General features: G+C 34.9%; 34 protein-coding genes and 1 tRNA gene. 17 read left to right on the top strand and 18 right to left on the bottom strand.

The window, feature by feature from the left end; translation table 11 throughout:
* Nucleotides 1–78: 78 nt before the first annotated feature.
* From K5783_RS00460 to K5783_RS00450, 3 genes are all read right to left on the bottom strand, one after another.
* A complete protein-coding gene (locus tag K5783_RS00460) occupies nucleotides 79–885 on the bottom strand; it encodes an ATP cone domain-containing protein (protein ID WP_366939160.1) in 807 nt (268 codons plus the stop codon).
* 65 nt (nucleotides 886–950) lie between these two features.
* Nucleotides 951–1,379 carry a bifunctional nuclease domain-containing protein gene (locus K5783_RS00455; RefSeq protein WP_297471602.1) on the bottom strand — a complete coding sequence of 143 codons (429 nt, stop codon included), beginning with the start codon at nucleotides 1,377–1,379 and terminating at the stop codon, nucleotides 951–953.
* On the bottom strand, nucleotides 1,376–1,588 hold the full coding sequence (locus K5783_RS00450; RefSeq protein WP_297471601.1) for a hypothetical protein: 213 nt from the start codon (nucleotides 1,586–1,588) through the stop codon (nucleotides 1,376–1,378). Before K5783_RS00450 ends, K5783_RS00455 begins: the two co-directional genes overlap by 4 nt.
* Nucleotides 1,589–1,682: 94 nt before the next feature.
* On the opposite strand from K5783_RS00450, the gene K5783_RS00445 reads away from it, so the two are divergent.
* Together K5783_RS00445 and K5783_RS00440 are read left to right on the top strand one after the other, a co-directional pair.
* Nucleotides 1,683–1,868, top strand: coding sequence for a hypothetical protein (locus K5783_RS00445; protein ID WP_297471599.1), 186 nt, complete (start codon nucleotides 1,683–1,685; stop codon nucleotides 1,866–1,868).
* A 75-nt stretch (nucleotides 1,869–1,943) separates the two neighbouring features.
* Entirely contained in the window at nucleotides 1,944–2,828 is an 885-nt protein-coding gene (locus K5783_RS00440; RefSeq protein WP_297471598.1) for a nucleotidyltransferase domain-containing protein, read from the top strand.
* Between the two features lie 69 nt (nucleotides 2,829–2,897).
* Here K5783_RS00440 and K5783_RS00435 read toward each other — a convergent pair whose 3' ends face one another.
* Both K5783_RS00435 and K5783_RS00430 read right to left on the bottom strand, forming a co-directional pair.
* The gene (locus K5783_RS00435; RefSeq protein WP_297471596.1) at nucleotides 2,898–3,545 is read right to left on the bottom strand and encodes an isochorismatase family cysteine hydrolase; all 648 of its coding nucleotides are present in this window, start codon (nucleotides 3,543–3,545) and stop codon (nucleotides 2,898–2,900) included.
* Between the two features lie 155 nt (nucleotides 3,546–3,700).
* On the bottom strand, nucleotides 3,701–3,838 hold the full coding sequence (locus tag K5783_RS00430; protein ID WP_297471594.1) for a hypothetical protein: 138 nt from the start codon (nucleotides 3,836–3,838) through the stop codon (nucleotides 3,701–3,703).
* 411 nt (nucleotides 3,839–4,249) lie between these two features.
* Between K5783_RS00430 and K5783_RS00425 the strand changes: the two genes are divergently transcribed.
* Entirely contained in the window at nucleotides 4,250–5,194 is a 945-nt protein-coding gene (locus K5783_RS00425; protein ID WP_297471592.1) for an ATP-binding protein, read from the top strand.
* A 59-nt stretch (nucleotides 5,195–5,253) separates the two neighbouring features.
* On the opposite strand, the gene K5783_RS00420 is transcribed toward K5783_RS00425, so the two are convergent.
* Nucleotides 5,254–5,652, bottom strand: coding sequence for a response regulator transcription factor (locus K5783_RS00420; RefSeq protein WP_297471590.1), 399 nt, complete (start codon nucleotides 5,650–5,652; stop codon nucleotides 5,254–5,256).
* A gap of 272 nt (nucleotides 5,653–5,924) precedes the next feature.
* On the opposite strand from K5783_RS00420, the gene K5783_RS00415 reads away from it, so the two are divergent.
* Nucleotides 5,925–6,053: a hypothetical protein gene (locus K5783_RS00415; protein WP_297471588.1), complete on the top strand. Its 129-nt coding sequence runs from the start codon at nucleotides 5,925–5,927 to the stop codon at nucleotides 6,051–6,053.
* Nucleotides 6,054–6,377: 324 nt separating this feature from the next.
* Here the strand turns inward: K5783_RS00415 and K5783_RS00410 are convergent, their stop codons facing one another.
* Both K5783_RS00410 and K5783_RS00405 read right to left on the bottom strand, forming a co-directional pair.
* Nucleotides 6,378–6,599, bottom strand: coding sequence for a hypothetical protein (locus K5783_RS00410; RefSeq protein ID WP_297471586.1), 222 nt, complete (start codon nucleotides 6,597–6,599; stop codon nucleotides 6,378–6,380).
* A 310-nt stretch (nucleotides 6,600–6,909) separates the two neighbouring features.
* Nucleotides 6,910–7,290, bottom strand: coding sequence for a helix-turn-helix domain-containing protein (locus K5783_RS00405; RefSeq protein WP_297471584.1), 381 nt, complete (start codon nucleotides 7,288–7,290; stop codon nucleotides 6,910–6,912).
* A gap of 63 nt (nucleotides 7,291–7,353) precedes the next feature.
* Here K5783_RS00405 and arsM point away from each other — a divergent pair, with 63 nt between their 5' ends.
* Entirely contained in the window at nucleotides 7,354–8,112 is a 759-nt protein-coding gene (arsM, locus tag K5783_RS00400; protein ID WP_297471582.1) for an arsenite methyltransferase, read from the top strand.
* A gap of 5 nt (nucleotides 8,113–8,117) precedes the next feature.
* On the top strand, nucleotides 8,118–8,540 hold the full coding sequence (locus K5783_RS00395) for an arsenate reductase ArsC (protein ID WP_297471580.1): 423 nt from the start codon (nucleotides 8,118–8,120) through the stop codon (nucleotides 8,538–8,540).
* Nucleotides 8,541–8,784: 244 nt separating this feature from the next.
* On the opposite strand, the gene K5783_RS00390 is transcribed toward K5783_RS00395, so the two are convergent.
* On the bottom strand, nucleotides 8,785–9,441 hold the full coding sequence (locus tag K5783_RS00390) for an EMC3/TMCO1 family protein (RefSeq protein WP_297471578.1): 657 nt from the start codon (nucleotides 9,439–9,441) through the stop codon (nucleotides 8,785–8,787).
* A 22-nt stretch (nucleotides 9,442–9,463) separates the two neighbouring features.
* Entirely contained in the window at nucleotides 9,464–9,628 is a 165-nt protein-coding gene (locus K5783_RS00385) for a DUF1059 domain-containing protein (protein ID WP_109876797.1), read from the bottom strand.
* 720 nt (nucleotides 9,629–10,348) lie between these two features.
* Here K5783_RS00385 and K5783_RS00380 point away from each other — a divergent pair.
* Nucleotides 10,349–10,717: a hypothetical protein gene (locus K5783_RS00380; protein ID WP_297471575.1), complete on the top strand. Its 369-nt coding sequence runs from the start codon at nucleotides 10,349–10,351 to the stop codon at nucleotides 10,715–10,717.
* Here the strand turns inward: K5783_RS00380 and K5783_RS00375 are convergent.
* Nucleotides 10,703–11,038, bottom strand: coding sequence for a hypothetical protein (locus tag K5783_RS00375; RefSeq protein WP_297471573.1), 336 nt, complete (start codon nucleotides 11,036–11,038; stop codon nucleotides 10,703–10,705). The genes K5783_RS00380 and K5783_RS00375 overlap by 15 nt on opposite strands.
* Before the next feature lie 100 nt (nucleotides 11,039–11,138).
* Here K5783_RS00375 and K5783_RS00370 point away from each other — a divergent pair, with 100 nt between their 5' ends.
* Entirely contained in the window at nucleotides 11,139–11,303 is a 165-nt protein-coding gene (locus K5783_RS00370) for a hypothetical protein (protein ID WP_297471571.1), read from the top strand.
* Between the two features lie 25 nt (nucleotides 11,304–11,328).
* Here K5783_RS00370 and K5783_RS00365 read toward each other — a convergent pair whose 3' ends face one another.
* Nucleotides 11,329–12,012 carry a type 1 glutamine amidotransferase gene (locus K5783_RS00365; protein WP_297471569.1) on the bottom strand — a complete coding sequence of 228 codons (684 nt, stop codon included), beginning with the start codon at nucleotides 12,010–12,012 and terminating at the stop codon, nucleotides 11,329–11,331.
* A gap of 50 nt (nucleotides 12,013–12,062) precedes the next feature.
* On the opposite strand from K5783_RS00365, the gene K5783_RS00360 reads away from it, so the two are divergent.
* Nucleotides 12,063–12,440 (top strand): toprim domain-containing protein, encoded by a 378-nt coding sequence (locus K5783_RS00360; protein WP_297471568.1) that lies wholly within the window; start codon nucleotides 12,063–12,065, stop codon nucleotides 12,438–12,440.
* On the opposite strand, the gene K5783_RS00355 is transcribed toward K5783_RS00360, so the two are convergent.
* Together K5783_RS00355 and K5783_RS00350 are read right to left on the bottom strand one after the other, a co-directional pair.
* Complete coding sequence (locus K5783_RS00355) at nucleotides 12,437–13,711, bottom strand: Glu/Leu/Phe/Val dehydrogenase (RefSeq protein WP_297471566.1); 1,275 nt, start codon at nucleotides 13,709–13,711, stop codon at nucleotides 12,437–12,439. The genes K5783_RS00360 and K5783_RS00355 overlap by 4 nt on opposite strands.
* Before the next feature lie 67 nt (nucleotides 13,712–13,778).
* The gene (locus K5783_RS00350; RefSeq protein ID WP_297471564.1) at nucleotides 13,779–14,162 is read right to left on the bottom strand and encodes a winged helix-turn-helix domain-containing protein; all 384 of its coding nucleotides are present in this window, start codon (nucleotides 14,160–14,162) and stop codon (nucleotides 13,779–13,781) included.
* Between the two features lie 107 nt (nucleotides 14,163–14,269).
* Here K5783_RS00350 and K5783_RS00345 point away from each other — a divergent pair, with 107 nt between their 5' ends.
* The 3 genes from K5783_RS00345 to K5783_RS00335 are packed head-to-tail and all read left to right on the top strand — an operon-like array spanning nucleotide 14,270 to nucleotide 16,885.
* Nucleotides 14,270–14,995, top strand: a complete 726-nt coding sequence (locus tag K5783_RS00345) for an archaeal proteasome endopeptidase complex subunit alpha (protein ID WP_297471562.1) — start codon at nucleotides 14,270–14,272, stop codon at nucleotides 14,993–14,995.
* A gap of 49 nt (nucleotides 14,996–15,044) precedes the next feature.
* On the top strand, nucleotides 15,045–15,734 hold the full coding sequence (locus K5783_RS00340; RefSeq protein ID WP_278974458.1) for a class I SAM-dependent methyltransferase: 690 nt from the start codon (nucleotides 15,045–15,047) through the stop codon (nucleotides 15,732–15,734).
* Nucleotides 15,731–16,885 carry an MFS transporter gene (locus tag K5783_RS00335; protein WP_297471557.1) on the top strand — a complete coding sequence of 385 codons (1,155 nt, stop codon included), beginning with the start codon at nucleotides 15,731–15,733 and terminating at the stop codon, nucleotides 16,883–16,885. Before K5783_RS00340 ends, K5783_RS00335 begins: the two co-directional genes overlap by 4 nt.
* Here the strand turns inward: K5783_RS00335 and K5783_RS00330 are convergent.
* Nucleotides 16,882–17,196 carry a P-II family nitrogen regulator gene (locus tag K5783_RS00330; protein ID WP_297471556.1) on the bottom strand — a complete coding sequence of 105 codons (315 nt, stop codon included), beginning with the start codon at nucleotides 17,194–17,196 and terminating at the stop codon, nucleotides 16,882–16,884. The genes K5783_RS00335 and K5783_RS00330 overlap by 4 nt on opposite strands.
* Before the next feature lie 134 nt (nucleotides 17,197–17,330).
* On the opposite strand from K5783_RS00330, the gene K5783_RS00325 reads away from it, so the two are divergent.
* Complete coding sequence (locus K5783_RS00325) at nucleotides 17,331–17,678, top strand: twin-arginine translocase TatA/TatE family subunit (RefSeq protein WP_297471554.1); 348 nt, start codon at nucleotides 17,331–17,333, stop codon at nucleotides 17,676–17,678.
* A gap of 1 nt (nucleotide 17,679) precedes the next feature.
* Here the strand turns inward: K5783_RS00325 and K5783_RS00320 are convergent, their stop codons facing one another.
* Nucleotides 17,680–18,456 carry a site-specific DNA-methyltransferase gene (locus K5783_RS00320; RefSeq protein ID WP_297471552.1) on the bottom strand — a complete coding sequence of 259 codons (777 nt, stop codon included), beginning with the start codon at nucleotides 18,454–18,456 and terminating at the stop codon, nucleotides 17,680–17,682.
* Nucleotides 18,457–18,550: 94 nt separating this feature from the next.
* On the opposite strand from K5783_RS00320, the gene K5783_RS00315 reads away from it, so the two are divergent.
* The 3 genes from K5783_RS00315 to K5783_RS00305 all read left to right on the top strand — a co-directional run bounded on the left by K5783_RS00315 (nucleotide 18,551) and on the right by K5783_RS00305 (nucleotide 23,670).
* The gene (locus K5783_RS00315; protein WP_297471550.1) at nucleotides 18,551–21,061 is read left to right on the top strand and encodes a DEAD/DEAH box helicase; all 2,511 of its coding nucleotides are present in this window, start codon (nucleotides 18,551–18,553) and stop codon (nucleotides 21,059–21,061) included.
* A gap of 41 nt (nucleotides 21,062–21,102) precedes the next feature.
* Entirely contained in the window at nucleotides 21,103–21,933 is an 831-nt protein-coding gene (locus K5783_RS00310) for an SDR family oxidoreductase (protein WP_297471549.1), read from the top strand.
* Nucleotides 21,934–22,008: 75 nt separating this feature from the next.
* Nucleotides 22,009–23,670 carry a DNA topoisomerase I gene (locus K5783_RS00305; RefSeq protein ID WP_297471547.1) on the top strand — a complete coding sequence of 554 codons (1,662 nt, stop codon included), beginning with the start codon at nucleotides 22,009–22,011 and terminating at the stop codon, nucleotides 23,668–23,670.
* Nucleotide 23,671: 1 nt separating this feature from the next.
* Here K5783_RS00305 and K5783_RS00300 read toward each other — a convergent pair whose 3' ends face one another.
* Entirely contained in the window at nucleotides 23,672–25,261 is a 1,590-nt protein-coding gene (locus tag K5783_RS00300) for a hypothetical protein (protein WP_297471545.1), read from the bottom strand.
* 149 nt (nucleotides 25,262–25,410) lie between these two features.
* On the opposite strand from K5783_RS00300, the gene K5783_RS00295 reads away from it, so the two are divergent.
* Nucleotides 25,411–25,525, top strand: a tRNA-Met gene (locus K5783_RS00295).
* A gap of 132 nt (nucleotides 25,526–25,657) precedes the next feature.
* On the opposite strand, the gene K5783_RS00290 is transcribed toward K5783_RS00295, so the two are convergent.
* On the bottom strand, nucleotides 25,658–26,800 hold the full coding sequence (locus K5783_RS00290; RefSeq protein ID WP_297471543.1) for a hypothetical protein: 1,143 nt from the start codon (nucleotides 26,798–26,800) through the stop codon (nucleotides 25,658–25,660).
* Nucleotides 26,801–26,803 lie beyond the last annotated feature (3 nt).

Raw genomic sequence — 26,803 nt, 5'->3', positions numbered from 1 at the left:
ATTTAACATATTGTAGAAAATCACATGTGAAATTCTATGTTACGTGATTATAAATTAACATTATTTTCTTGGATAGGTCTATGTCGGATAGAATATTTGTTCAACTAATTTTTGCATATTGCTTATTCTCTTTTTAGAAATTCCAGTCATTCTTGCTATCTTTGTCTCATTATATCTTAGAAGATCTTTTGCAATCATCATGTTGCAATCTGAGAATATCCGTAATTCGTTTTCAGTTAAATTAAGAATTGTGATTGGGTAAAGATTATGTTTTTCAATAATTTTTTCCAAACTGTTTGCTGCAGGATATCTCCAAGAGAATATTTGCTGTCCAATACATTTGGCATATTTTTTTGCATGATTTGAGACTTGGGTGTTACAAAAAATAATTTCTCCTGCGAATTTTGGCTGCAGGTCAAGAAATCTTGCATGAGTGTACAATGATTCTTTTAATCCAGTGTACACTCCACGAAGCGAATGATATTTGCATTCAATCAAAAATTCTTTGTTGTCTTTCATTCCAATAAGATCAATTTCATGCATTGCACACTTTCCACGGATTTTTGATCGTATACGTATTACCTGATAATCATAAAATTCCAATATCGATGCAATATAATTTTCAAATGCAAATCCTGCAGAACCCATTCTCATTAGGGCATCCTTTAGTTGGTATCTTTGGTGTAATGCTTTGAGATCTTTTTCTTCAGAAATAACTCGAAGAACTATTTTGTAAATATCATTTGAAGTCATATCTCTATAAACTTCAGATTTGACTTTTTTTAAAATCTGTTTTGCAGTTTGTTTACTTGCTCCTGCTCTAATACATGTACTAAGTATCTTATGTTCATTGAATTGAACTCGTCTTCCATCTGCTTTGTAAATGAAAAATTTTCTAGGAGTTATGAGGTAGTTTAATTTTAAAGAGATTAATCTTTTACGTTAGAGATTCAGTTTTTTTCAATTTCACTTTTTTCAATTTTTCTCAGCATAGACTTTCTTACAAGAATTGGGATGTTGTAATAAGTTGCCAACGCTATGGCGTCTGATGCTCTAAAATTTCTAAACACCATATCTTTTTTTCCAGTAAAATACAGATTCGCTCTAAATATTCCGCCGCTTTCATAAATTTTGACTTTGACGAGAAGGAGTTCATTTTCCTCACAAATTTGCTCAACTAGTCGATAAATTGTTGGGGGATCATCACGTTTTCCCTCAACAAAATCGGAGATTATTCTTGCAACCTCTGATGAAAAACCAGACATTACAAATTCGACTTTTTCGTCTTTGAGTAATACTGCACCTGTTTGTGAATCAGTGATTCCAATTTGGTCTACTTTGACAGTCTCATAATCTGTGTCGATTTCATCAATTTTCATTGGTATTCAGTCATCACTTTTTCTATTTTCTTCTCTTCTTCAAACATGACTTTTTCGAACTCTTCTCTTAATTTATCACATTTTACTTGTTTTTCATTTTCATCCATTTTAGAAAATCTAATATCTCTTATTTCATTTACAATTGCAGAGATTTTTTCGTTTGTTTCAATCATGATATCATCAATCTTTTTTTGTAATTGGGGATCCATGTTTTCAAATAAAAGTCATGATAGTTAAACTAGTTCAAAGTTATCAAATTTGAAAAATACAGAACTTATTTTTAATTCAAATCAAGAATGTAATATGATGAACAGAATTGGCTTAATTGAGGGATATGATGAAACTAAAGTCAGAGATACGCTCAATCTAATGCTTCGAGACAGGCAAAATGAATTTCGGGAACTTGCCGAATCTCTAGGGATACCTAGGACAGCAGAGGACTGGTTTATCAATAAACTAAAGATTACCAATATGGATTTTCATTTATGAATATAACATCATCCTGACATGTTAAACCAGGAGAAGAATTTATGAGTCCCATATCAAAATACAATACGATTTTAATTGCCAATTCAAAACAAGAATCTAAAGCAATTCATGGACAATCTGGTATCTCAGCTAGTCAAGAAATATCAAAACGAGATAGTTTCTTTCGTACTGTTTGGCTCTGCAACCACGGGGGAATGGATACGTGGAAAATCAGACATTGATTGTATAGTAATAATCAAAGACAAGAAACTCTGTAAAGAAATTGAGAGATACTTGGATCAACTTTTACTTGAGCTTGATGCAAAATATGACTTGAAACTATCTGAGACATGCACTACGTACAAAAAAACTGACAACCCCGCACTGGATCTAATCTTTAAGACTGAAAACAAGATGATGTTTGGACAGCCATTTTACGTGGTAGCATCTGATCAATTAGACCTGAAGGGGTTCAAGATACGAAAAGACCTTAAAATAGAGATCGGTACAAGAACCATAGCATCCCTTGGGTTATTCCTACAGAGAATAAAAAACACGGGCATCATTTTGTATGGCAAGGACATTCGAAAAGATATTCCAAATACAGTCCCTACAATTGAGAAGGTAAAAGCATCATTTAACGCAATGTTGCTTCTTATGATGAGTTTTGTAATATTTCCATTCAGTCCAAAGTCGGCATTCTCTCATGCAGTAAAGGCTAACTTTTGGGCTTGTGATGATGTCTTATTTGCATTGGATAAACCTCTTTCCACAACAAAAGAAGAAGTAAGAGAAATCTGTTCTATTTTTAATAAATCTGAGATTGATGTAAATCATTTGTTAACATCCCTAGAATACAAAAAAACCAAAGACAATATGAAAATGAATAAAGGATTTGTTATTAGATACATGTTAAAAAGTACAAAATTTGTTTATGGGTTATATGCGGTTACTCTAAAGAAACTATTCAAACGGCGTTGAGACATAATTTGATATTAAGATTCATTGCTTATGGAAATTTTGCATTCAGGAGACATAAAAAAACGAAACCTAATTTTTGATGTGATTCTGAAAATGCTTTATCAAATCATCTGTAGAAGTTATCCAAAGCTGTTCTGGGAATCGCTCAAATATTCCTTGTGCATGTTTTTGACCTTGTTTTTTGCTGCTTGCACATGCATCCATCACGACAATCACAAAGTATCCCAAATGAATGGCATCCAGTACGCTTGAAAGCACACAATAATCCGTTTCAATACCTGTGAAAATCAGAATTTGTACAGATTGTTTTTTTATTTTGGAGTGAAAATTGCCTGCCATGAATGCGGATGCTGATTTTTTTCTACTTGCAACAGATGCATTTGCGACATATGGAAGAAAATCATCAATTATATCCAATGCACCAGTTCCCAGAATGCGTGTAGTGACTTTTTGATTCATTTTATAGTATGCTTGCCAAGAACCGTGTTCATCTTGCCAATTCTTAGGAGGCATAAAGCGAGTGAATATCACATTTTGTTCTCCAAGTATTTCGATTAATTTTTTTATGTTTGGAATTATAGAGAGTAATTTTTTATCCATCCAGGGAGATTTTTTATCAGTCAAGAACAGTTTTTGCATGTCTACCACAACCAATGTTATTTTTGAATGAAGGTTTACTTCTTCATGCCATTCAGGTACAGTTAAAACATCATTCATAATGAATCTTGTAAATAGTTTACAGTAAATAATTGTAGTTCAAATCTCAACAAATTTGTTATTTTGGAACTTGCGGAATTGTACAAAAGATTACAGAACTGTAAATGCTGTTATGTGGATAGATTTGCATAAAACGGAATTAAGATTAGAATGTGTTAATCTTTTGATTGTTCATATTCTTCGTCTTGTTCATATCCTTCTTTAAGTTCAATCTGATGATCCTCCTCCTTCATTTCATCTTGTTCTAGTTTTTTCCATTTTTTATCTAGTTCTTCATTATTTTTTTCAGACATGAATTATTATACATAATATGACATATTAACAAAGTCATAATTGTCAATTTTGATAATGTTATTTTTTATAATAATGGACTGATCGTGTGAAACTCTATAAGTGGAATAGGGGTATTATGGGTGACGTAGTGGTGTGAGTTTGCATATCTGGAAGGAAGGACTGAATTAACTACTCAGCTACGTATAACAGGAATTCTAAATCAAAACATTGCATGTTTGAGACTTTCTTGACACACATCACAAAACAGCACCGATGTTTGGGTCCTGAATGAAGTTTATCTTCTTTTGATAAACCAAATCAAGGGGTAATCAAAATTGTTAGAATGATATGCTCATATATTAGCATAATATGATTAGTTTGTTCAAGTTAATTACACAATATTTTAGGAATACGAGAAATGTAAAAATATCATGAAAGCTAAAATCATCATCGGGTCATTAATTGTAATCCAAATTTTGGCAATAATGTTCACGACTCAGTTCTTGAGTCTATCAAATCAACCATATGACACAGTTGCATTTGTACCGCAAGGACTATCTCAAACCCCGACAAATGATTTTTCACAAAATGAAAAATTTGAGTTCAAACCTGATTATGAAGAGTCATTTGTGATTTCAGATGTCAATTTTCTGCTAATCAATTCGCTGTCCAGTCTTGTCATGATATTGGGTGTTGTAAAATTGCTAAAAAATGAAAATAACAAAAAGATTAAAACTGAAAAATTAGCAATTATTGGAGAACTATCCTCAAGAATTGCACATGATATGCGGAATCCGCTGTCCGTCATTCAAATGACCTTGGAAAATTTCAAAAGCCAGTATCCGCTAAGCAAAGAACAAGAAAAGCAATTTGAAAAAATTAATCGCTCAATTTTTAGAATTACCCATCAAATAGATGACATATGGGATTTTGTAAAATCACCCACTACAGAAAAGAAGAATTGTTCATTGGCATATCTCTTGCAAGAAAGTCTAAGGAGAATAAACATTCCTGCAAGCATTAAGATTCGGTTACCTCCAGATGACTGTGAAATATTGTGTGATGATGAAAAAACCATTGTGGTATTTGTCAATATTTTTATCAATGCAATTCAGGCATTTGAAAATGATGGAAACATATGGGTTTCATTTGATTCAAACAAAAATTGGATTACAGTTAAAATTGAAGATGATGGAGTTGGAATTGATCCCAAAATTTTAGATAGAATCTTTGAACCATTAATTACAACAAAGCAGACTGGAACAGGTTTGGGATTGTCTTGTTGTAAAAGCATAATGGAAAGTCAAGGAGGCCTGATCAAAGCATCAAATAGACCAAAAAAAGGAAGTGTATTCACTATTCATTTTTCTAAATAATGATGAAATCAAAGCAGATGGAAAATTTATTCATAATTTATGATTATGACAAATCTGTTTTAATTGCCAATCTGATTACTAGATTGAACGATATTGTCTGATGCTACTCTTTTTATCGTTTCAATCAATGTGTTTAAGGGAGTTGGTTTTGGCAAAATTACAGAAGCTCCCGCAGATCTTAGTTTGTCATGCAGATTATCATCTATGCTACCAGTCATCATGATTACTTTGGCATCAGGGTTAATCTTGCGGATCTGCTCAAGTCCGTACAATCCATCATATTTTGGCATCAAAAAATCTGATACTACGACATCTGGCAGGTGCTCTTTGTACAATTCCGCACATTGTTTTCCATTTCGTCCTGTAGCTAAAACATTGATTGAGTGAAATCCAAGGTATTCTGAAATCACTTCTGTAATATCCTTATAATCATCAATTAGGATTACTGTAGGATTCATGATTTTATGAGAAATAATCAAAATAAGTAATTGAGTTTGAATAAAACGAACAAATCAATTAAAATGAGGTATATTAAGATGATCGAAAATGCAAGATCCGAGGTTGATTCTTTCAAGTCATGGGTTTTTGAAAAAATATTGCCGTACAATACACAAAAAAGAACTGTAACCCTGGCTCATAATTTCCGTTTTTCAGGATGATATGAAAAAGTATTGTCTGTTCAAAAAATATAGACTATTCCTTATGTTTATTTTATGATGTTATGATAATAATGAAAATTCCATGTTCAAATTGTCATGAACATTATGAATTGGCAACATCCGTAGAATATCTGATGAAAATGGGATTGGTTCCTTATGACAAATCGCTTCATTGTGAAGAATGCAGACACGAGAATTAATTATTTTTTGGCACAGTATGTAAAACTAGGTCTTCTGAACTTTCACAAGCACATTCTCGTGAACAAAAGTCAGTAGAACGATTTTCAAACTCTTTTCCACATACACAGCAAATCTTTTCCATTTTGTCTAATTTGTCATGCTTTTTCTCATACAAAAACCTCATGTAACATTGTTACATGATCTATTGAATCTCTTTGCCAATGGTCTGAATTAATGTAATCCACTCGTATTTCCCTTTATCTCAACACTACAAATTTCGTCTGTCCTCTGTGAGCCACCAACTTGTAGCACCATACTGTCCAAGTGGATATTCACAAGGTGTTTTATCCACTTGCAGACAGTAAAGTGAGCAGCATCCACACTGAAGCCTTGTGAACTTCTGAACGTTTTTGAGGGACTCCCCGGTATAGTTGGAGGGCTGAGGTTACCACTTGTGGGGAAACCCTCATTTTCTCATATCCTAAATTAAAAGAAAATCTTTTCCTACATACTTTACAGGAATATCGTTGAAGATCATAGATTCTGTTTGTTGCTGAACTTTTCATTTGGTAACGGTTATCAACAGTAGCAAAAATAAACAAAATTTTACCATAACTCATAGTCTGTTGACATAATGTAAGAGCCCATGATAATCATTGATTACATGTAAGGCATACCAAAGTATAGGGGCATTATTCAAATATTAAAAACTCTAATCATGTATGATGTCAAATAGAAACGCAATACTATACCATCTGAACATACAAGACCCAGATCATGAGCCAATCTATGACTCAGACTAACCATTATTTCATAATCAATTTTGTTAAACTTTAAGACCATAAAAGTGAAAGGCATGGAAGGTTGGGCCATCAATTATTTTGATTTGGACCATTTTTGCATCCATTGTAAAAGATCAGTTATAGACTCAATTAGTTCTTGACCTTTTTTGGTCAATCTGTATTCTACACGTGGTGGAATCTCCGCAAATGTTTCTCTTTTCAATATGCCTTCAGAAACTAATTCAGCCAGTCTTGTGGATAATGTCTTACTGCTGATTCCCTTAAGGGATTCTTTGAACTGCTTGTGCCTTATTGGTTGTGTTGTGCAACATAATGGAAATAGAATCTCGAGTGTTGCTCTTTTTGTAATTAAATTTCTAATTGTAGACGTCTCTTTTAGTAATTTTGATGCATCGTACCCTGCAAATTCACATTTATTTTGAAGTACGGGCAGTTTTTTTCCTTTAGTTTCCATAGTTACACTTACTTCAATGGTTTATACTTGACAACTTTAATAGTTTACCTAGTAAACTATTGTATGAAAAATTCAATTAAAGATGATATCAAAAAAAGGTATTCCAAGATAGTAATGTCTGGAAATGATGACTGTTGTTGTATGCCAGGAGAATGTAAAAAGGGAGATTCTCCAATTGATGCGACAAAGCTGATAGGATATGATCAAGAAGAACTTGAATCAATCCCTCAAGAAGCAATTTTGGGTGTTGGATGCGGAGCACCAATAAACCATGCTGGCCTGAAGGAAGGCGAAATTGTAGTAGACTTGGGTTCAGGTGCAGGGATTGACATCTTTTTGGCTTCAAAAAAAGTGCTAGATTCAGGAAAGGCAATCGGAATTGACATGACAGACCAAATGTTAGAAAAAGCTAGAGAAAATGCATTAAGAGGGAATTATTCCAATGTCGAGTTTAAGAAAGGAGACATTGAAGAAAACATCCCACTGGATCACAATTCTGTAGATGCAGTGATCAGTAATTGTGTTATTAATCTAACAACAAACAAAACAAATGCATTCAAAGAAATCTTTCGAATTTTAAAGAGTAATGGAAGAATGGTGATTTCTGACTTGATTACTAATGTGGAACTACACCCAGAAGAAATCAATTCGGATCAATGGTGTGAATGTATTGATGGTGCGCTAACAAAAGAAAACTATCTTTCGTGTATGAAACAAGCAGGATTTGAAAAAATCGAAATCCTAGAAGAAAGAAAATACATGGATGGAGAAAAAATCAATGGAAGAGAAATATCTAGTCTTGTGGTTAGGGCAATAAAGTGATAGATATGGGATTGTTTAAAAAACCAAAATCTAAAACAAAGATTCTGTTTGCATGTGTTGAAAATTCTGGCAGAAGTCAAATGGCTGAAGCGTTTTTTAATAAATACGCCCCAGAAAAATACGAAGCAATCAGCGGAGGAACTGAACCAAAAGGATACGTCAATCCACTCGCAATTCAAGCAATGAACGAAGTAGGAATTGACATGTCGACACACAGAGCAAAGGGAATATCAGAAGACATGATAAGAACCAGCACAAAGGCAGTAAACATGGGATGTATGAATAAAGAAGTTTGTCCCACCGCAATGATTCCAAAAATGTTAGAATGGAACATCGAAGATCCTAAAGACAAACCAATTGAAAAGGTTAGAGAAATTCGTGATCAAATAGAACAGAAAATAAAAGAACTAATTTCAGATCTGGATTAAATCATCATAGATTCAAGCATATATACAATAACTAACATTGTTAAGGAAAGACTAAAAGTAAATTTCACCAATAGTCCTCATGGTATTTAGTAAAACTTGCCCCCTGTGCAAAAACAACTATGTATCACTTGAAACATACATGTCCCACATCAAAACTAATCATAGCAAAGTTAGGCCTGAAGAATTTGTGAAAAGGAGTGGCGAACTAAAATGGTCTTTTAGAAGTGAGGATTGAATTTCCAAACTAAGACAATCCCATCGAGGTTTTAGTCACTTTCATTATAATTCCGCTAAATGAAATGGATGAGAGAAAATACCATGCCCAGAGATATAATGCATTTTCATGACCATAGCATACATTGCCTTCCTCCATTGCTTGCGATACAGTGCATGTGAGATGAAAGAAATCTCCCGGAAAAACATTCAGTGAAATGGGGGACAATGCAACTGTGTGTGCAAATAGCTGTGGCAGTACAAGATAGAAAATCAAGATTAATGGCACAAACGTAATCATCATTGGCTTCATGTTCATCTGCATCATCTCCATGGACATCTTGTTCATGTAAGATGATTTTTTGTTCAGTTGAGTAATTTTGGCCTGATCTTTTGCCCTCATTGCATCCATTCTCTCTTTTTGCCAAGCTTTCGTTTCCTTCATTATGCGATTCAGCTTTGTCTGATCAACTAATTTTTTCCTGACGGTGGAATTAAAAAAATTCAGTACAATTCCAAACCCTGTAACGCCAAATAATGTTGGAATTAGACCCTTCACAATTGGATCATCGCTGCCCAGTGCACCTCTATTTTGTCCAAGAAACCCAAAAATTCCGCCATTATCCCCTTGCAAGAAAATAGAATCTAGTAATAACAATATGGCATTATGATCTATCCATTCAACCATGAAACCGTCACTTCAAATTCATTCAACGAGTTTTTCTCAGGATTAACTGCATTAGTGCTTCTTTTGAATAATCTATTCCATGTTCGTCTTCAGTATGTTTTCCAAACTCAGATAATACCTTCTCTAGTTCTCCTTCTGAGACAAAATCGCACTCAAACCCATAATCTCCACATCTTAACTTTGTCATTGAGTAATTTTGGAAATTTGTTAGTAATATAGTTCAGTTAACATTGTTAACTATAGAGTAATTTAGAAAATACAATGCAGAAGCAATTGGAAATATTACTTCTTATTTAGAGGCATACAACGAAAACTAGGACATGTGTCAAGGGTAGCAATACAGGTATTATTTCCCATTTGGAGTAGTTGCTTCTGCATTAATTAATTATTGAGAAATTAGTATTTAGATAATGCTTAACATTGTTAATTAGATAATTCTTCTTCAGAGTGTTTCTTGTTTCGTGATTTAGTTCTTAGACGTACACCACAACATGGACATCTCAGTTTTTTTGTTTCAACAAAAATAGAACACATTGTACATCTCTTATGTCCTAATTGGTAGCGCAACGAAGTTGGAACTGGAGTTAATTCCAAGTTTTCGCATATCCCTTTGCAACAAAAAGTCATATCTAACAAAATCGCCTCCTCCCTATCTGGGATTTTTCCAACCTCCACCAGTCTTCATTTCTTTTATCCAAATCATCATCCTCCACCTCTACTTTTTTCTTCATACTAGTGATTGGCATAATTTCTAATAAAACTGAATTAACATTGTTAAGTATTTCCTATATACTTCAAATTGATTATAGAGTAGAAATGAGACTGCTTGAAGAATATGCTGTTTTACCATTCATGAAAAATTCAAAACACATAAAACAAATTTTCCTAAATATTGATGAGGAAGAATATGTCAGATAACCACAACAATATTCTAAGCTCAATGGATTTATTCATTGAAAAAATTCAGCAACTCAGGGGATTGATGTTAGGCGTCTCATTTTCTGCAGTAATTTTAGCCCCACTTGCCATTGGAATATCGCTATACATGATGACACATCCAAAATTCCTTCATTTGATAGAAAATGAAGGTGAATTTGCAATATTGTTGACAGTTTTGCTGACTGCCGTATTGGTCACTTCTGGAATTTGGCTGGTTGCAGGCATACAGCAATTTCGCTCGCTTAGCAACTGGAACCAAAGATACACCAACTATCTGCGAAAACGAGATGATTTGGACAAGGACATATCGTCTAAATTTCATTTAGACGAAGAATAAACAACCTAGATTTACTGAGGGATCAGAAGATTTTCCGCTTCTTGGGAATAATTGCTCATATGGTTCTAGTATTTCATGACAAAAATTCATGCCCTTAGGAGTAACTTTGAAAATAGTAATGATCCTTTTTCCCTCTACTGTCTCTGTTCTTTGTATGATGTCATTTTCTTCCAAATTATTTAAGATCTCTTTGTGTTTTGTAATGTTTAATCCGCAAAAACTAAACAACGAAGTCTGATTCAACTCCCCATATTCAGATAGTGTGAGAATAATGTCTTTTACAATGTAAATTCGATCTCTGTATTTTTTGGATTCTGCCAATATTGATTGTATGTTTTATGGGACTTTAACTATTGTTGCTAGTCTTGATGGATTAACAATGTTAAGCAATGCCTTATAATCATAAATTCAGGATTTTATCATGAAAACAAAGATTTCATTTAACAAAAGTGTGGTGAAAAATATACTAAAAAGAGAAACAACTTTTTCAAACACGTGTAAAATCTGTAACATGGAATTTACCGATCCTGAAAGGACCAAAAAACACATGATTAAAGCTCATTCAAAACCAAAGCGTGAAAAATAATAACTTTATCTATGTTAAACTTTGGTCAAAGGGCAAATGACGATTTGAAATTGTTGTAAAAATTATTCATATTTGATTTTACAGTCGAAATATTTTCAACAATATCTGATCGAATTTTTTGTGGATCAATATATGAAATTTTTTGAAGTTTTTCCTCAGCATTGTCAAGCCACAAATTCACCATCTCCTCATTTACTTCCAAATGAAATTGCAACCCAATTGCGCTTTTGTATTGAAATGCCTGATTGAGATAATTTTCAGATGAGGCTAATCTGATTGCACCTTCAGGTAAATCGAATGTATCACCATGCCAATGAAATACAGTGAATGGATTTGTAAAGCCTGAAAATAATGGAGAATCATTAGATATTTTCAAGTCATTGTAAAATCCAATTTCTTTTTTAGGCCCAGAGTATACTTTGGCACCAAAAGTTTTTGCAATTAATTGGGAACCCAAGCATATCCCCAATACAGGAATGTTTTCTTGAACGTAGTCTTTGATTAGTTTCTGTTCAGCCTTAAGATATACCAAGTCATCATTTGCGCTTTCAGGCGCACCTAAAATTACTGCTAGAGAGAATTTTTTTTCAGGTAGTCGTTCGTGTTTGGCATTAACAGAGGTGATTTCAAACCCATCTTCTTTAAGGAGTTCACCAAGATATCCAGAGCCTTCAATCCTAGTATTCTGTACAAGTAAAACATCAGACACTATTTTCTATTAGCAAAAGTGCTTAATATGTTAAAACAAGTTTAGTTTGTGTGTTAGTTTCCGAACAAGAAATTAGGGAATTGAAAAATTTTGTTTTTCAATTGAACTCAAAGGAAAAAAGCGTGGTTGTTGTAGAAGGAAAGAGGGACACTGATGCATTGAGAAAGTTAGGATATTCTGGAAGAGTGTTAGAATTTCACAAGTTTAAAGGAATGATAGACTTTACAGACAGCGTTGCAAAATATCAAAACCTCATCATACTTTTTGACAGAGACAGAAAAGGAAGACACCTAACTTGGAAAACAATTCAACTGCTGCAAAGAAGAACAAATATCGATCTGTCTTTTAAAAGAAAACTAAGATTAATTACAAAAGGAAAGATAATGTTTATTGAACAATTAGTTTGTTACGAATCTTTTCTAGTCTAAGGCCAGATTCCTTTTTCGTTAAATGCCTCAACAACTCTTTGAACTGCTAAAGCCATCGTAGCTTTTCTCATGTCAACTTTGTGTTTCTTTGACATTTCATATGCATCTTTGAATCCTTTAGTGATATTTTTCTCCATCTTGTTTGCAACCTCATCAAATGTCCAGTAGTAGCCCATGTTATTTTGGACCCATTCTAGGTATGAGATGCACACACCGCCAGAGTTTGCCAAGATATCTGGAATTACCAGTATTTTCTTTTGGAAAATTATTGGATCAGCTTCTGGCAATGTTGGCCCATTTGCAGCTTCGGCAATAATTTTACATTTCAGATTCTTTGCAATCTTTGCATTAATTTGATTCTCCAATGCACCTGGAACTAGAACATCACATTTTGTAGTAAGTAGTTCTTCAGTTGAGATCTTTTTACTCCCTGGAAATCCAACAACAGAGCCGTGTTTTTGTTTATATTCAATAATTTTACTAACTTTGGCACCATTGGGAATAGATATTGAACCTTTAGAGTCACTAACACCAATGATTTTTGCCCCCATTTTTTCCAGGTATTCACCGGCAAATGTTGAAGCGTTCCCAAATCCTTGCAAAACGACTTTGGCACCTTTCAGACTAAGTTTCATTGTTTTTGCAGCTTCCCTTACACAATATGCTGCACCTAAACCAGTTGCAACATTTCTTGCAAGAGATCCTCCCATGGAGATTGGTTTTCCAGTGATCACACCAGGAGAGTAAATGTTTCCAGTTAGTTTACTGTAAGTGTCCATGATTTGCGTCATTTCTTTTCCTGTTGTGTAAACATCAGGAGCTGGAATATCTTTTCCAGGACCAATCACTTCAAATATTTTAAATGCAAAACCTCTTGTCAATCGCTCTAGTTCGGCTTCACTGATTTTTTCAGTTTTAGGATTAACATAGACGCCACCTTTTCCTCCACCTAACGGAATATCAACAATTGCACATTTCCAAGTCATCCAAGATGATAGTGCCATAACTTCGCGTTCCATGTATTCAACGCCACCTTCAGGATTGAAGTAACGAATACCACCTTTGTAGGGACCTCGATCATTATTGTGCTGACTTCTAAAACCTGTGAAAATTCTGATTTTACCATTATCCATCTTTACTGGAATCTTTACTCTCAAAACTCTATTTGGCATTGCAAGATATTCACGCAATCCAGGATCTTTAATTCCAAGAAGATCACAAGCATCATTTACTTGCTGTGTAGCGTTTACAAAAGGATCATTCTTGACCAAGATAATTTTCAAAATTGATCATATTATATTAAGTTTGATTCAAAATTTCAGATCGGCAAATATAAAATCACAGGTATATTTTTTTCTGATTTAGTTTTCTATCTAGCTTATCTATTGCCTCTTCCAAAGTATGGATGTTTAATTCAAGGAAGTTAGAGAGATGAAAAATTGCACCATATTTTTCCCCAATTTTTGAGACCATATTATTTTTTTCAAGAACTCTCATGTGGTGTTGAACGGCCTTGTAATCAAGATCAAGGGTTTGCGCTAACTGATGCGTGTTGAATGGTTTTTCAAGAAGATGCATAATTATTCTTAAACGAGTGAATCCGCCCCTAGTACTTGTGAACAGGTAGAGAAATAATTTCCGAGTTTGTTTGTCGGGTTTTCTTGTATTAAAGACATGTTTTGATCGAATGATTTCTTTGAATTCCAGGAGTTGATTTGACATATAATAAAAATATGTAGAATTTTGCTTAAAACCCTATTTCCAGATCTTTTCCATATTCAGGCAAGGACAATTACCCTTAAATTGACTGAGAATGGACTCGTGATAACATGATGGCATCACGTGGTTACGATATGACACCAACCATGTATTCTCCAGATGGTAGAATTTACCAAGTAGAATATGCAATTGAGACAGTAAAAAGAGGAACCATTGCAATTGGAATTCTTAGCAAAGAAGGAGTCATTTTAGCAGTAGAGGAAAAACCACGTCCATTACAAACTAAGAACATTACACAGAAAATTTTTCAAGTTGATTATCACATTGGCGTAGCCGCAGCAGGATACATCCCAGATGCACGTGTGCAAGTAGATAGTGCAAGATTCTTTTCACAAGGAAACAGAATGACTTATGATGAATCAGTAGAAGTCTCAACAGTTGCCAAGCATTTAGCTGATCAAGCACACCAATTTACACAATATGGCGGAGTCCGTCCAAATGGAGTTTCCATGATTATTGCAGGAATTGATCAAAAGGGAGGATCAATCTATGTCACAGATCCAAGTGGAACTTATTTGCAATATTCAGCAGTGGCAATTGGTGCAGGTGCAGAGGATGTCAATGAATTTTTAGAAAAATATTACAGCCAAGACATGAGTTTGGAGGATGCAGCAGGACTTGCAATTGCAGCAATCAATCTAAAGGCAGAACAGAAAGATGGTGCAAGCAATGTAAAGATGGCAAAGATAACAGACAAGACAAAAGTTTTTGAGAAAGTTTCCGAATCAGACGTGGAAAATTATTCTAAAAACGCATCAAAGTTTAACACTCAATAGAAGTTTTAGATTTGAAAACTATTCAACCAATCATACTGAGACGATAAATATGGGTTTAGGAAGTTATTGGGGCGAAGTAATGGATGTACTTCGAGAAATTATTCCTGTTTATGACAAAGTAAATTCCATAATTTCATTAGGTAAAGACGTAGAGCATAGAAATCGCGGAATTTCGGGAAGAGTTCTTCCAGGGAATAAAATTCTTGACGCAGGTTCTGGTTTTGGCAACATGTCAAAGACTGCAATGAAATTAACTGATGGAAAAATTTCAATTACACTTTATGATCCTCTAGTCCCCATGCTAAAAAACACAGGTAAGCATTTTGATAAATCACCAGATATGGCAAATGGGGTTTTTGAACACATTCCATTTAGAGATGAAGAATTTGACGCAGTTTTGTGCGGGTATTCGTTAAGGGATGCAATCAATTTGAGGATTGCAATTTCTGAGATTCACAGAGTTTTAAAAAATGACGGAAGATTTGTGATTGTGGATTTGGGAAAACCAGATGAAGCATTCATCAGAGCAGGAGTTTCATTTTATCTGCGATGCATTCTCCCCATTCTAGCGTTTGTTGCAGGTGGAAGATTAGGATTAAAGTTTGGAACGTTGTATGGGACATTCAAAAGATGGCCTGCAAACAAAAAGCTTGAAGCATTATTACTAGAAAAATTTTCCAGAGTCGAATTTGAGAAAGATCTTATGGGTGGGGCAATAATGGTTGCCGCATACAAATGAACAGAGTTCTGATATTAGTCAACATCACAGGTCTAATTATAGGAATTTCATACGGACTGCACGGTCCAATACTACCAGTTTTTGCAAAGAATGTAATCGGTGCCACATATTCTGAGCTCGGATTAATCGGATTAACAAATTTCATCCCCTACATGTTCATCCCGTTATTTGTAGGAATTCTTCTTGATAGAATCAACAATGGTTATCTGCTTGCATTAGGAGCTACAATCAACTCTACATCAATCTACCTTTTATCAATTGCACAATCAGTTCCAGAAATAATGGGATTCAGAATTATGACAGGAATAGCTCATGCTTTTTTTTGGCCACCATGCGAATCCATAATATCTAATGAAAGCACTGAGAAAAACAGAGTCAGAAATATTTCTTGGTTTACAATGTTTTTTGTAATTGGTTTTATGGTGGGCCCATTACTTGGAACAGCAGTACTAGAAAGCCTTGATGTCACATACAGAATTCTATTCCAAATTGCGGCATTTATCCTAGCTGCTGGAATAATCACTTCTCTTTTAGCCTCAAGAAAAAGCGTCAGAAATCATCATGGAGGATTTTCATTTTCATCAATCAAAGAGATGAAAAAATTTCCAGAAGCCATAATATTGCTGATTTTTTGTACATCATCATTCGGAATCATACTCACAATTTATCCCGCATTTCTAAATGACAGAGGCATGACAGATTCCGATATCTTGCTACTCTATTTTGTTTTTGGGATATCACGAGTTGTGTCTCTTGCATTAGCTGGAAAGTTGGCAAGAAATACAAGTCGAACTCTGATTGCCGGAACAAGTGCAGCATCAATAGGATTGGCAATGTCAGTTTTTGCAGATTCAACAGTAACTTTTGGAATTGCGCTGGTTTTGATGGGATTCGGGTTCAGCATATTCTTCCCTCTTACACTAGAGATTGTTTTGAGCAAAACTAGAAAAGCAATATCAGGGAAAATAATTGGCGCATATGAAACAATTTTTGGAATGGGTTGGGCAATAGGACCAACTATTGGGGGACCAATTGCACAGTCATTTGGGAATGAAACACCTTATGCGCTGTTTTGCATAATAGGAATCGGAGTTGTAATATTTGCAATCATATCTAGAAAGAAACTAGAACCACAAAGAGTTCTAAATTAGATAGAGGTGGTTCCGCGTTTTTTGGTGCAAATATCAAGTGCGTCATCAACAGGAGTGACAAAAACTTTACCGTCACCCTTTGTTCCAGTGCATGCAACATTTGCAATCGCATCTAAAATTTCATCTACTTTAGGATCGTCTACCACACAAATTATCATGTCTCTGCTAAAGTATTGTCCAACTAGCGGAGGATCCTGTGAGCCTTGTCCTTGAACTTGATGAACAGTTATTCCACCAACACCAATCTTCTTAATTGCAGTAACAACTGCATCTTTTGCTCCCGATTGAACTATAGCTTCAATTTTTTTCATAAAAGTCTAAAGTTCTGAATTTATTTAAATCAATAAGTACTTCTCATGAATGATATTCAATGAAAATATCCCTGTCATTCTAGGCATAAATCTTCAACATTACGTTTAATTTCAAATTTGGTTAATAGCAGAATATGCTAGAACATTCACTAAACATAGGTGGAAGCGAATGGCTAATCATAATTTTTTTAGCACTGGTATTAATTTTAGGCACTGGAAGACTTCCAGGTGCTGCAAGAAAACTTGGAAAAGCAGTAAATGAGTACAACAAAGCAAAAAACGAAATTCAAGACCACATGAAAGAAGTTACAGAAGAATCACCAAAAATTTCAGGACCAGTTGAAACAGAAAGAGAAAAGCTGGAGATGATTGCAAGAACTGCAGGAGTTAAAGTAGAAGGTAAAACCGATGACGAGTTAAGAAAAAGCATCTCTGAGAAAATAGGCCAAAAGAGAATTGACGAGTCAGAAAGTAAAAAATAGATTATTTTGATGTCTTTATTCTGTACATGTTTTTATCGAGTCGTTTTTTGGCAAAATTGTAATAATCTGAAACTATTTCAAATCCAAGATAGCGTCGATTAAGCGATTTACTTACAACTGCAACTTGTCCTGAACCAAGAAAAGGATCAAATACAACATCTTTTTTTTCACTTGAATATTCCAGTAATTTTTTGATGATCTCAGAAGGAAGTTTAGTAGGAGTTTTTTCATCCCCAGTCCAATATTCTCTTTTGATATCCCATACGTCCTCCTTGTCTTTATAATGAAGACTCCTACCATCTTTTGTTTTGTCATTTTTTTGAAATCTGGAAAAAGGATAGAATTTTCGCTTCTTATCGTCTTTGCAAACATAAAGACAGTGATAGTGTGAAGTAACAAATTTTTTTTTCGTGACCACTCCAAATTGATATTTCCAAATAATATGATTAATTGTAGTAAATCCGACGTCATCTAGTGCACGCAAAATATCTTTGAGATTATTCCATCCAGAAAAAACATACATGCTTCCTGAATCTTTTAGAATTCGAAAAACTTCACTCATCCATGCAAATGTGAAATCATAGTAATCTTCAGGTTTGATTTCGTTATAACCAGTCAACACTCTAGATGACGTTCTGTTATAATTCGCCTTGTTTGCTTTGAAATTTATAGCAAACGGAGGATCAGTAATTACAAGATCAACCTTATTTTTAGGAATTAAATTCATTCCTTCAATACAATTTAGATTGTAAATATTATTAATTTCAATTTTTTTCATTTTTAAATTCAAGACCATTCCTAGCTTAATAATGTCATGGATCCATAATGATGATTAAACAATAAATCACCAAATAATGTCAATCAGGTAGATCTTGAAATTCTCATGTCCAAAATGCAAATCAAAGATGGAGATACAAAAAACATTCAACAAAAAGATGCATGTTTCTTGTGGAAAATGCGGCATTGAAGATCTGCTAGAATTTTCAAAAAACATTGACGAGGTATTCCTTGAATTTCTCTCAAGATTTGATAGGGGGTTAGTTACCGAGAAGGGATTATCAGACGGCTTGAAAGATGAGGGAATCATCAGGGCAGAAAATGAAATCAGAGAGATGATAGCAGATAACAAGCCAGACAAAATTACAGAGGAGATCCTATTTTCAAAAAAAGACTACATTTCGCAATACAAAGTTTTGAAGAACCCTGAGCCCAAAATGGGCTGCAAAATAGAAGATATGGGTCTAGAGGAATCAATCACAGAGCACCTCAAGGAATTACAGATTGGAGAATTTTACAAGTTTCAAGAAGAGACAATTCAAGAAATCATATTTGGAGAAAATGTTGTGATCGAGGCACCAACAGCATCAGGAAAAACGGAAGCATTTTTGATTCCAGTCATTCAGAGAATAAAAAAGGAATCAAACCAAGGAAATGTTTTTGCAATTTTTGTATACCCTACAAAAGCTTTGGCAAGAGATCAATTCCCAAAAATACAGAAATTTGCTGAAAAGATTGGAGTTGATGTCAAAGTTTTCGATGGAGACACCAAAGTTCCAGAAAGAAGAGATATTGTTGAAAAGCCACCTCAGATTTTAGTTACAAATTTTGATGTGCTGCATTATCACATGTGGCATCAGACAAAATTTTCGTCATTACTGTCATCTACAAGAATTCTAATTGTGGATGAGGCCCATGTATATTCGGGAATTTTTGGCTCAAACGTACATTATATCATAAAGAGACTCAAAAGAATTTGCAGCAATAAGCTACAATTTGTTGCAGCATCAGCAACTCTAGATGACGCAAAAAAATTCTGTGAGCAGTTGTTTGGAGAAAAAATGCAAATTATTCACGGGTCTGGAAAAAAAGGCCAGACAGATTTTGTAATGTTATTTCCATCACTTAGAACTCAAAGAAAACTCATGGTAGAACTGACAAAAAAATTGACTGAAAAAAAGCACAAGACCATGGTGTTTAACAATTCACATCTAAACTCTGAGCTTTTAGCAATACAAGCAAAAAAGCAAAAAGTCAACATCAAAGTTCATCGTGCAGGGCTGATGGCAAATTATAGAACTGCAGTAGAAAGACAGTTCAAAGAGGACAAATTACAAGCAATTTCATGCACTCCTACGCTTGAATTAGGCATAGATGTAGGAAATGTAGATTGCGTCATCTCATCTACAATCCCGGTAAACAGACTAATCCAAAGAATAGGAAGAGCTGCACGAAAAGGACAAAGAGGTTATGCATTTCTGGCATTGGGAAACGATCCCATTTCTCAATACTACAAGAATCATCCGGACGATTATTTTGAGGATATTGAAAAAACATACATTGACCCCAAGAATCCATTTGTGGAGGAGTTTCAAGTGTTGGCAATGGCATGCGACAGGCCGATTTCCAAACACGAATTAAAGGAGCATGAAGAAATTATTGAATATCACATCATCAAAGAAAATCTCAAAATAATCAACAACAGAATTGTTCCGAATTTTGATAAAATAAATTCCATGCTGAATGAATACAGCATAAGAGGAATTGGCAAATCTATTGACATCTTTTTATCAGACAGAAAAGTGGGAGACAGAGTACTGCCAATCGCGCTTGAGGAGTTGCACAAAGATGCAATCTATTTTTTAGCAGGAATCAGATACAAGGTAAAAGAGTTTGACTATCCTAAAAAAAATATTGCAAAACTGGAAAGAATTTCAAGAGACTATCCATACTATACAAAATCACTCACAGAAGAATGGCCTACCATTGAAACGGTTTTTGAGAGAAGAAGGGCGAACGGGATAGAGGTTGCTTTTTGCAAATTACATATTCAGAAAAAAGTCTACGGATATGTCAACATAGAGCTAGGACAAGAAATTACTCAAGGGGAAAAAGTGATGCTAGATGCACCACTAGAGTATGATTTTGTTACAAAAGGAATTGTCTTTCATGCACCAAGACCACTAAAGATAATGGAAAAGGCAGAGGATGAGGATTACACAGAAGCCAGCGGATATCATGCAACAGAACATGTCGTAATTGAAGGAAGCAATATGATTACAGGCGGAGTGTCTCAAGACTTGGGAGGCATATCGTTAGGCACGTCAGGCCTGATTTTCATCTATGATGGTGCAATTGGCGGAAGTGGTGCCAGCAAAGCACTGTACGACAGATTTGAAAAAGTCCTTGAGAGAAGCATGTACATTGTAAAAGAATGCCCATGCAAAAATGAGTCAGGGTGTCCACGATGTACGTTCTCATACAGATGCGGAAACAATAATGAATTCCTCCACAAATATTCGGCATTGGAAATTCTTGAAAGAATACACAAGGGTGAAAAAACAGAATTGGTAGATCCTACTGAAGGAGACAGGCCATTAGTATGATAATCAAAATGGGATAAATATGCCAAAATTATAGCAATTGCATGGAAAAAGTAGCTCTTGTCACAGGCAGTTCTTCGGGAATTGGTTTAGAAGCAGCACTGGCACTTTCAAGGGACGGATACAAAACTTTTGCAAGCATGAGAAATACAAAAAAAGCAGGAGAGTTAGAGCAAGCTGCAAAAAAAGAAAATCTTTCAATTGAGATTATAGAACTAGATGTAGACAAAGAAGAATCAATAGTTTCCACAATTAAAAAAATAATTACTGATTGTGGAAGAATAGATGTACTAGTGAACAATGCAGGATATGGTCAATTTGGATGCACAGAAGATGTATCAATTGATGATTTTAGAAAACAATTTGAAACTAATTTTTTCAGCATTGTAAGAATAATTCAAGAAGTAGCTCCAATCATGAGAAAACAAAAATCAGGAAATATCATAAACATCAGTTCAGTTGCAGGAAGAATGGGACTTCCAGGATCTCCAGCTTATATCAGTTCAAAGTTTGCACTAGAAGGACTGGGAGAATGCTTACGATACGAACTTGGACAGTTTGGAATAAAGACCACCTTAATTGAGCCAGGAGTGATCAAAACAAACTTTTTTGAATCAATGAAGATTCCAGATTCAAAGACAGACCCAAAATACAAAGAACTGACTGATCACATTCTAGCAGGGTTAAAGATGATGGTACAAATGGGAACACCGCCATCCGAGGTTGCCAAAGTGATAATGAAAGCAATTCACGATGATGAAATGTTGCCAAGATACATTGTAGGAACTGATGCTGCCATGTTTATGGAAGCAAAAAAGATGAAAACAGACATAGAATTTGAGAAATACTTGAGTAAAGAGCTATTTCCAGGCTAAAATCTCTTGTACGTTAAATTGATATACACATAGAATAGAGTTTTTGTCAAAGTCCGCAATTTTAAAGTGAAAAGAATGAAATGGAAAACGCTACAACATAATGGAATCTTATTTCCGCCTGAATATGAGGCTCAAGGTATCACAATTAAGATCAAAGGCGAAAATGTTCCTCTTGATCTAAATCAAGAAGAAATGGTGTATCAATGGGCAAAAAAGAAAGACACACCATATGTTCAAGACAAGGTTTTTCAGAAAAACTTTACAGCAGATTTTGCTAAAACTCTAGATTCCAAATTTAAAAAAATATCATATGAAGATATTGATTTTTCAAATGCATACAAAGTAGTTGACAAAGAAAAAGACATCAGAGAAATGATGACAAAAGAAGAGAAGAAAGCTCTCGCAACAAAAAGAAAAGAGCTGCGTGAAAAATTGAAGTCAAAATACGGAATTGCCATCATGGATGGAAAGGAGGTGGAAGTTGGAAACTACATGGCAGAACCTCCAGGGATATTCATCGGCAGGGGAGAACATCCACTAAGAGGAAGGTGGAAACCAAGAGTCACCGCAAAAGACGTCACATTAAATCTTGGAAAAGAGGCCAAAGTACCCGAAGGGAAGTGGGGGAAAATTATTCACGACAAAGACTCCATGTGGCTTGCAAGCTGGATGGATTTTCTGACGCAAAAAAGAAAATACGTGTGGCTTGCAGATACTGCCGGACTAAAGCAAGATCGTGATAAAGAAAAGTACGAAAAAGCAGTAAAGCTTGCAAAAGAGATCGACAAAATCAAAGACAGAATTGTAAAAGACATGAAAATAAAGGATCCAAAAATTAGCAGGATTGCAACTGCATGTTATTTAATTTATAGAACAGCAATGAGGGTCGGAGACGAAAAGGATCCTGATGAGGCGGATACCGTAGGTGCCACCACACTAAGAAAAGAACACATCAAAATTACTGATAAGACAATAGAATTTGATTTTCTTGGAAAAGATAGTGTAAGATGGCAAGAGACAGTAGTTGCAGAAGGACACGATAAGCAGTTTCAGGAGAACCTAAAGAAATTAGTAGAAAAGAAAAAACCAAAAGACGAGATTTTTGACGACATTACATCAAGGCATGTAAATGCATATTATTCAAGCATTGTAAAGGGTTTAACTGCCAAGGTGTTCAGAACATATCTTGCTACAACAGTTGTCAAAAACTATCTAGTCAAACATGATAACATGAAGGGAAAGACCGCAACTGAGAAACTATACCATGCAAAATTGGCAAATCTTGAAGCTGCCATGATGTGCAATCACAAAAGAACAATTCCAAAGACATTTGAGCAATCATTAGAAAAGAAAAGAGAGACTCTTAAAAAAGTCGAAAAGGAAGAATCTTGGAAAAAGACACAAGAGACTCTTAAAAAAGTCGAGGCCTCTACTCCAAAGACGGATGCACAAAAGAAGGCCAAAGAAAAGAGAATCAAGACACTAAACGAGCAAATCAAAAAACAAAAGGCAAAGCACAAAGAAAGATTGCAGAAATTAGAATTGCAAATTGATTTGTCTGAGAAAACTAAAGATTACAACATTGGAACATCTTTGAGAAATTACATAGATCCTCGCGTTTTCAAGGCATGGACTGATGAGGTAGGTGCAGAATGGGAGAAATTGTACACATCTGCATTGCAAAAGAAATTCCTCTGGGTCAAAAATGAGAATATTGATTGGAAGAGCATAAAGTAATTTATCTAAAGTTAGAACCCCAAGTATCTCTTTGTTTTTCTTTCCAATTTAATGAAGACTCTGTCTTTGCATGTGGAGTATCAAATAACTCATCATATTTTGGATCAAATGGTTCATACCCATGGCATTCAAAATAGAATTCATCAGTTAAAGCAAATCCCTTGTAAAAGCTCTCCTCTGCATCGTGTTCTGTTCTTACTATATAATCGACAATACGACATTTTGTATAATCAAAGCCCCGAACAACATCATCACCATATACTAAAACAAGATTTACATCAAACAATTCTACTTGGGAAGAGACACCAGTTGATTTTGATCCAGACTCTCTAGTACGATCAACGACATCATATAGCAATGGAGTGACGCCAGGAACTCCCACAAGTGTGAAAGTTGGATTTGCCCTTGCAATCAGATTGCCTTGGTAGAATTCAGGAAAGTCTACAACTTCAGTGCCACTGTTAAAATCAAAAGTGGCAATAATGTGAGGACCATTTCCCATATTATAGGAATTTGTTGTGTGGGTATTACTCATCTGAGAAGATCTAGATTCTTTGGCATCGTACAAGTTATCAAAAGCAGGATTAACTGGAGTCAAACCAGAACAAGCAACATCAAGAATTTCGGCAGTGGCAAATCCTCGTTTTCCAGTATAGCCTTCCTCTTTATCTCTCAGAGTCAGTATGTCATATCCACTTACTATGCAATCTTTAAAATCAAGACCTCGCAGTATTTCTTGAGAATTTGTAAATTCTACAGACACATCAAAGTCTTCATTAAACGCAGATGCCATACCTGAAACCTTTCGAGATTTATCAATTGCATCATCTATCAAAGGGTGAGGCAAAACTGCAGTAATTATCTGAAAGCTAGGACCACTATCATTGGCCTCATTAAATCCTGAAGTCAAGGTAAAAATCACAGACTCTATTTTTTCAGAACCATGATCAAATTCAAATGTTAGAAAAGTACGAACGTCTTCTGCAAGTGCAAATGGTAACGAACCATAATCAGTAAAACTACGTGGCATGGAATTCAAATCAGATTTATCATGAGCTAAGTTAATTCCAACCCCACTACATCTAAATTGTATATTATTTACAATCGTAAATCCAGTATCAGACGCTAAATAGGATTCATAGTCATCTGTAAGAGTAGATAAACCATATCCAGAAATTTCACAGTTGTTGTACTTGAAGGATTTTAGAATACTTTGATTTTGAACTACATTAACATCAACATCAAAGTATCGATAATTATATTCAAAGCTGTTACCTCCAGTTAAAGTAGACATTCTATAGAGATATGCTTCATCTAGTGCCTTGTGCAAGTACGGATTATTTCCTACAACACCTTCAACTTCAAAACTAGTTCCAACATTAGATACAATATCCGAAGTGGTGGAAAAAACAGGAAAATTCACGGTTTCAATGCCATCTCTAAAATGAAAAGTTACTTCATTGCGTATTCCGGCTACAAAATCATATTCTTCAGCATGGACTGGATTTGATACTCCTTGAGAGATCATTACAACAAACGATAATGTAATAATTAATGTCAGAATGGAAAAATGTTGAAAACTTTTTCTCATTATTAATGCAACATCAAAAATCAAGATAAGCTGTAGGAATGCATTGCAATGCACCGCATGGAAAAATTATATTTTTGAGGGAAGTCATGTGACAAACTCAAAGATCTTGTAGAATCATTTAATTTCCCAAATTTTTAGGCATATAGTATGCCGGGGTAGCTCAGCCTGGTTAGAGTGCCAGTTCGCTTGGTAATCTCTAACGGTTCTCCAACTAAGGCAATACTCATAATCTGGAGGTCGCGAGTTCGAAACTCGCCCCCGGCACACACAAATTCAGTTCAAAACTCACACCACACGATTAAAACTAGGCATAATTAGACAGTTTTTATCTAATTTGTGATTGTTCATATTTGCTTAGAACCAATACACCAAGAAGAAAAAGAATTCAAAATTTGATCAAATAGGCATTTTGGATTTTTCGTATGTAATCAGATGTGATTCGCCTCTGTTTGTTTTGTAGCTTCCAGCAGAACTACCAATCTCATATGATGTCAAGTGTGCGGGATCTACGCCTGTTTGCCCCTCATCTTTGGTCCTCTTTAGTTTTCTATCACTTATCACAAACATTACAACTCCGCCAATCACTGCCATTCCTGCCATTCCATACATTACAGTTGCAGGAAACTCATCAGTGTCCGGCTTGTGAGTTACAAGTGATTTTAGACTGGTTTGAAATACCTCGTTTCCGTTGAGGCGAGTGGTGTCAACATATCCTTCAAAAGAAATTGTTGCATCATCACTTGACTCTATAACTTTTACGACATATTTTTTATCAAGAATAATTTCCTGCACCAATTTTTTGTCTTCACACATGCCAACTTCTATGTTGCACTCTCCCATGGAATAGTGAGTAATGACATTTTTTCCAGCATAGTCATATCGTATGGCATCAGACATTATTGCAGTGTTATCAAACAGGGAATGCCATTTGTGCAAGGGAAGTGTCATAATTCCACTTGCGTCAATTAATGGCAACTCAAGTATTGTGATATCTTTTAGTTTGTCTGAAACGTCTGGAATCATTACATCAAGTGCAGATTTTGGGTTATTCACATCAAATGCACCATGAATAGTTTGAATAACTACCGGTGAGTCAAGCGAGATCCCTCGCCAATTCGAATCAACCGTGCTCTTTTCAAACGATTTCTCAAGTATGTGGTTTGTAATTGTTGGAACTAATTGTACCTTGTATTCAATTACTGCAGAATGTTCATTTCCCTGCAATATTGCCTGATAGTTTATCTTTGCATCCGTGGCAATTGCATTGCTTGAAAGTTTCTTTAGATTTTGATTAATCAGTTTCACCAGATCATCCATTCCAGGTGTGTTGGAATCTGCAACAAAGGAAACGGTCTTCTTTGTGCCTCGTAATAATTCTGAAATTTCTCCTTCATCAGGATATTCAATGTAGACTACCCTCAAAAATTGAAATGACGGCTCTGTTGTGTTTTGATCTGATAGTATGGCAGCATCAAGCTGTGCAGCCGATGCATATGGAAAACCCAAAACTAGGAGTGCTATGAAAAGATAATGTTTCATATT

The sequence above is a fragment of the Nitrosopumilus sp. genome, assembly GCF_025699125.1.
In the GTDB taxonomy this organism is placed as follows: domain Archaea; phylum Thermoproteota; class Nitrososphaeria; order Nitrososphaerales; family Nitrosopumilaceae; genus Nitrosopumilus.
Note: the sequence above shows the minus strand (reverse complement) of the source record. Positions and strands in the feature narration are given on the sequence as shown.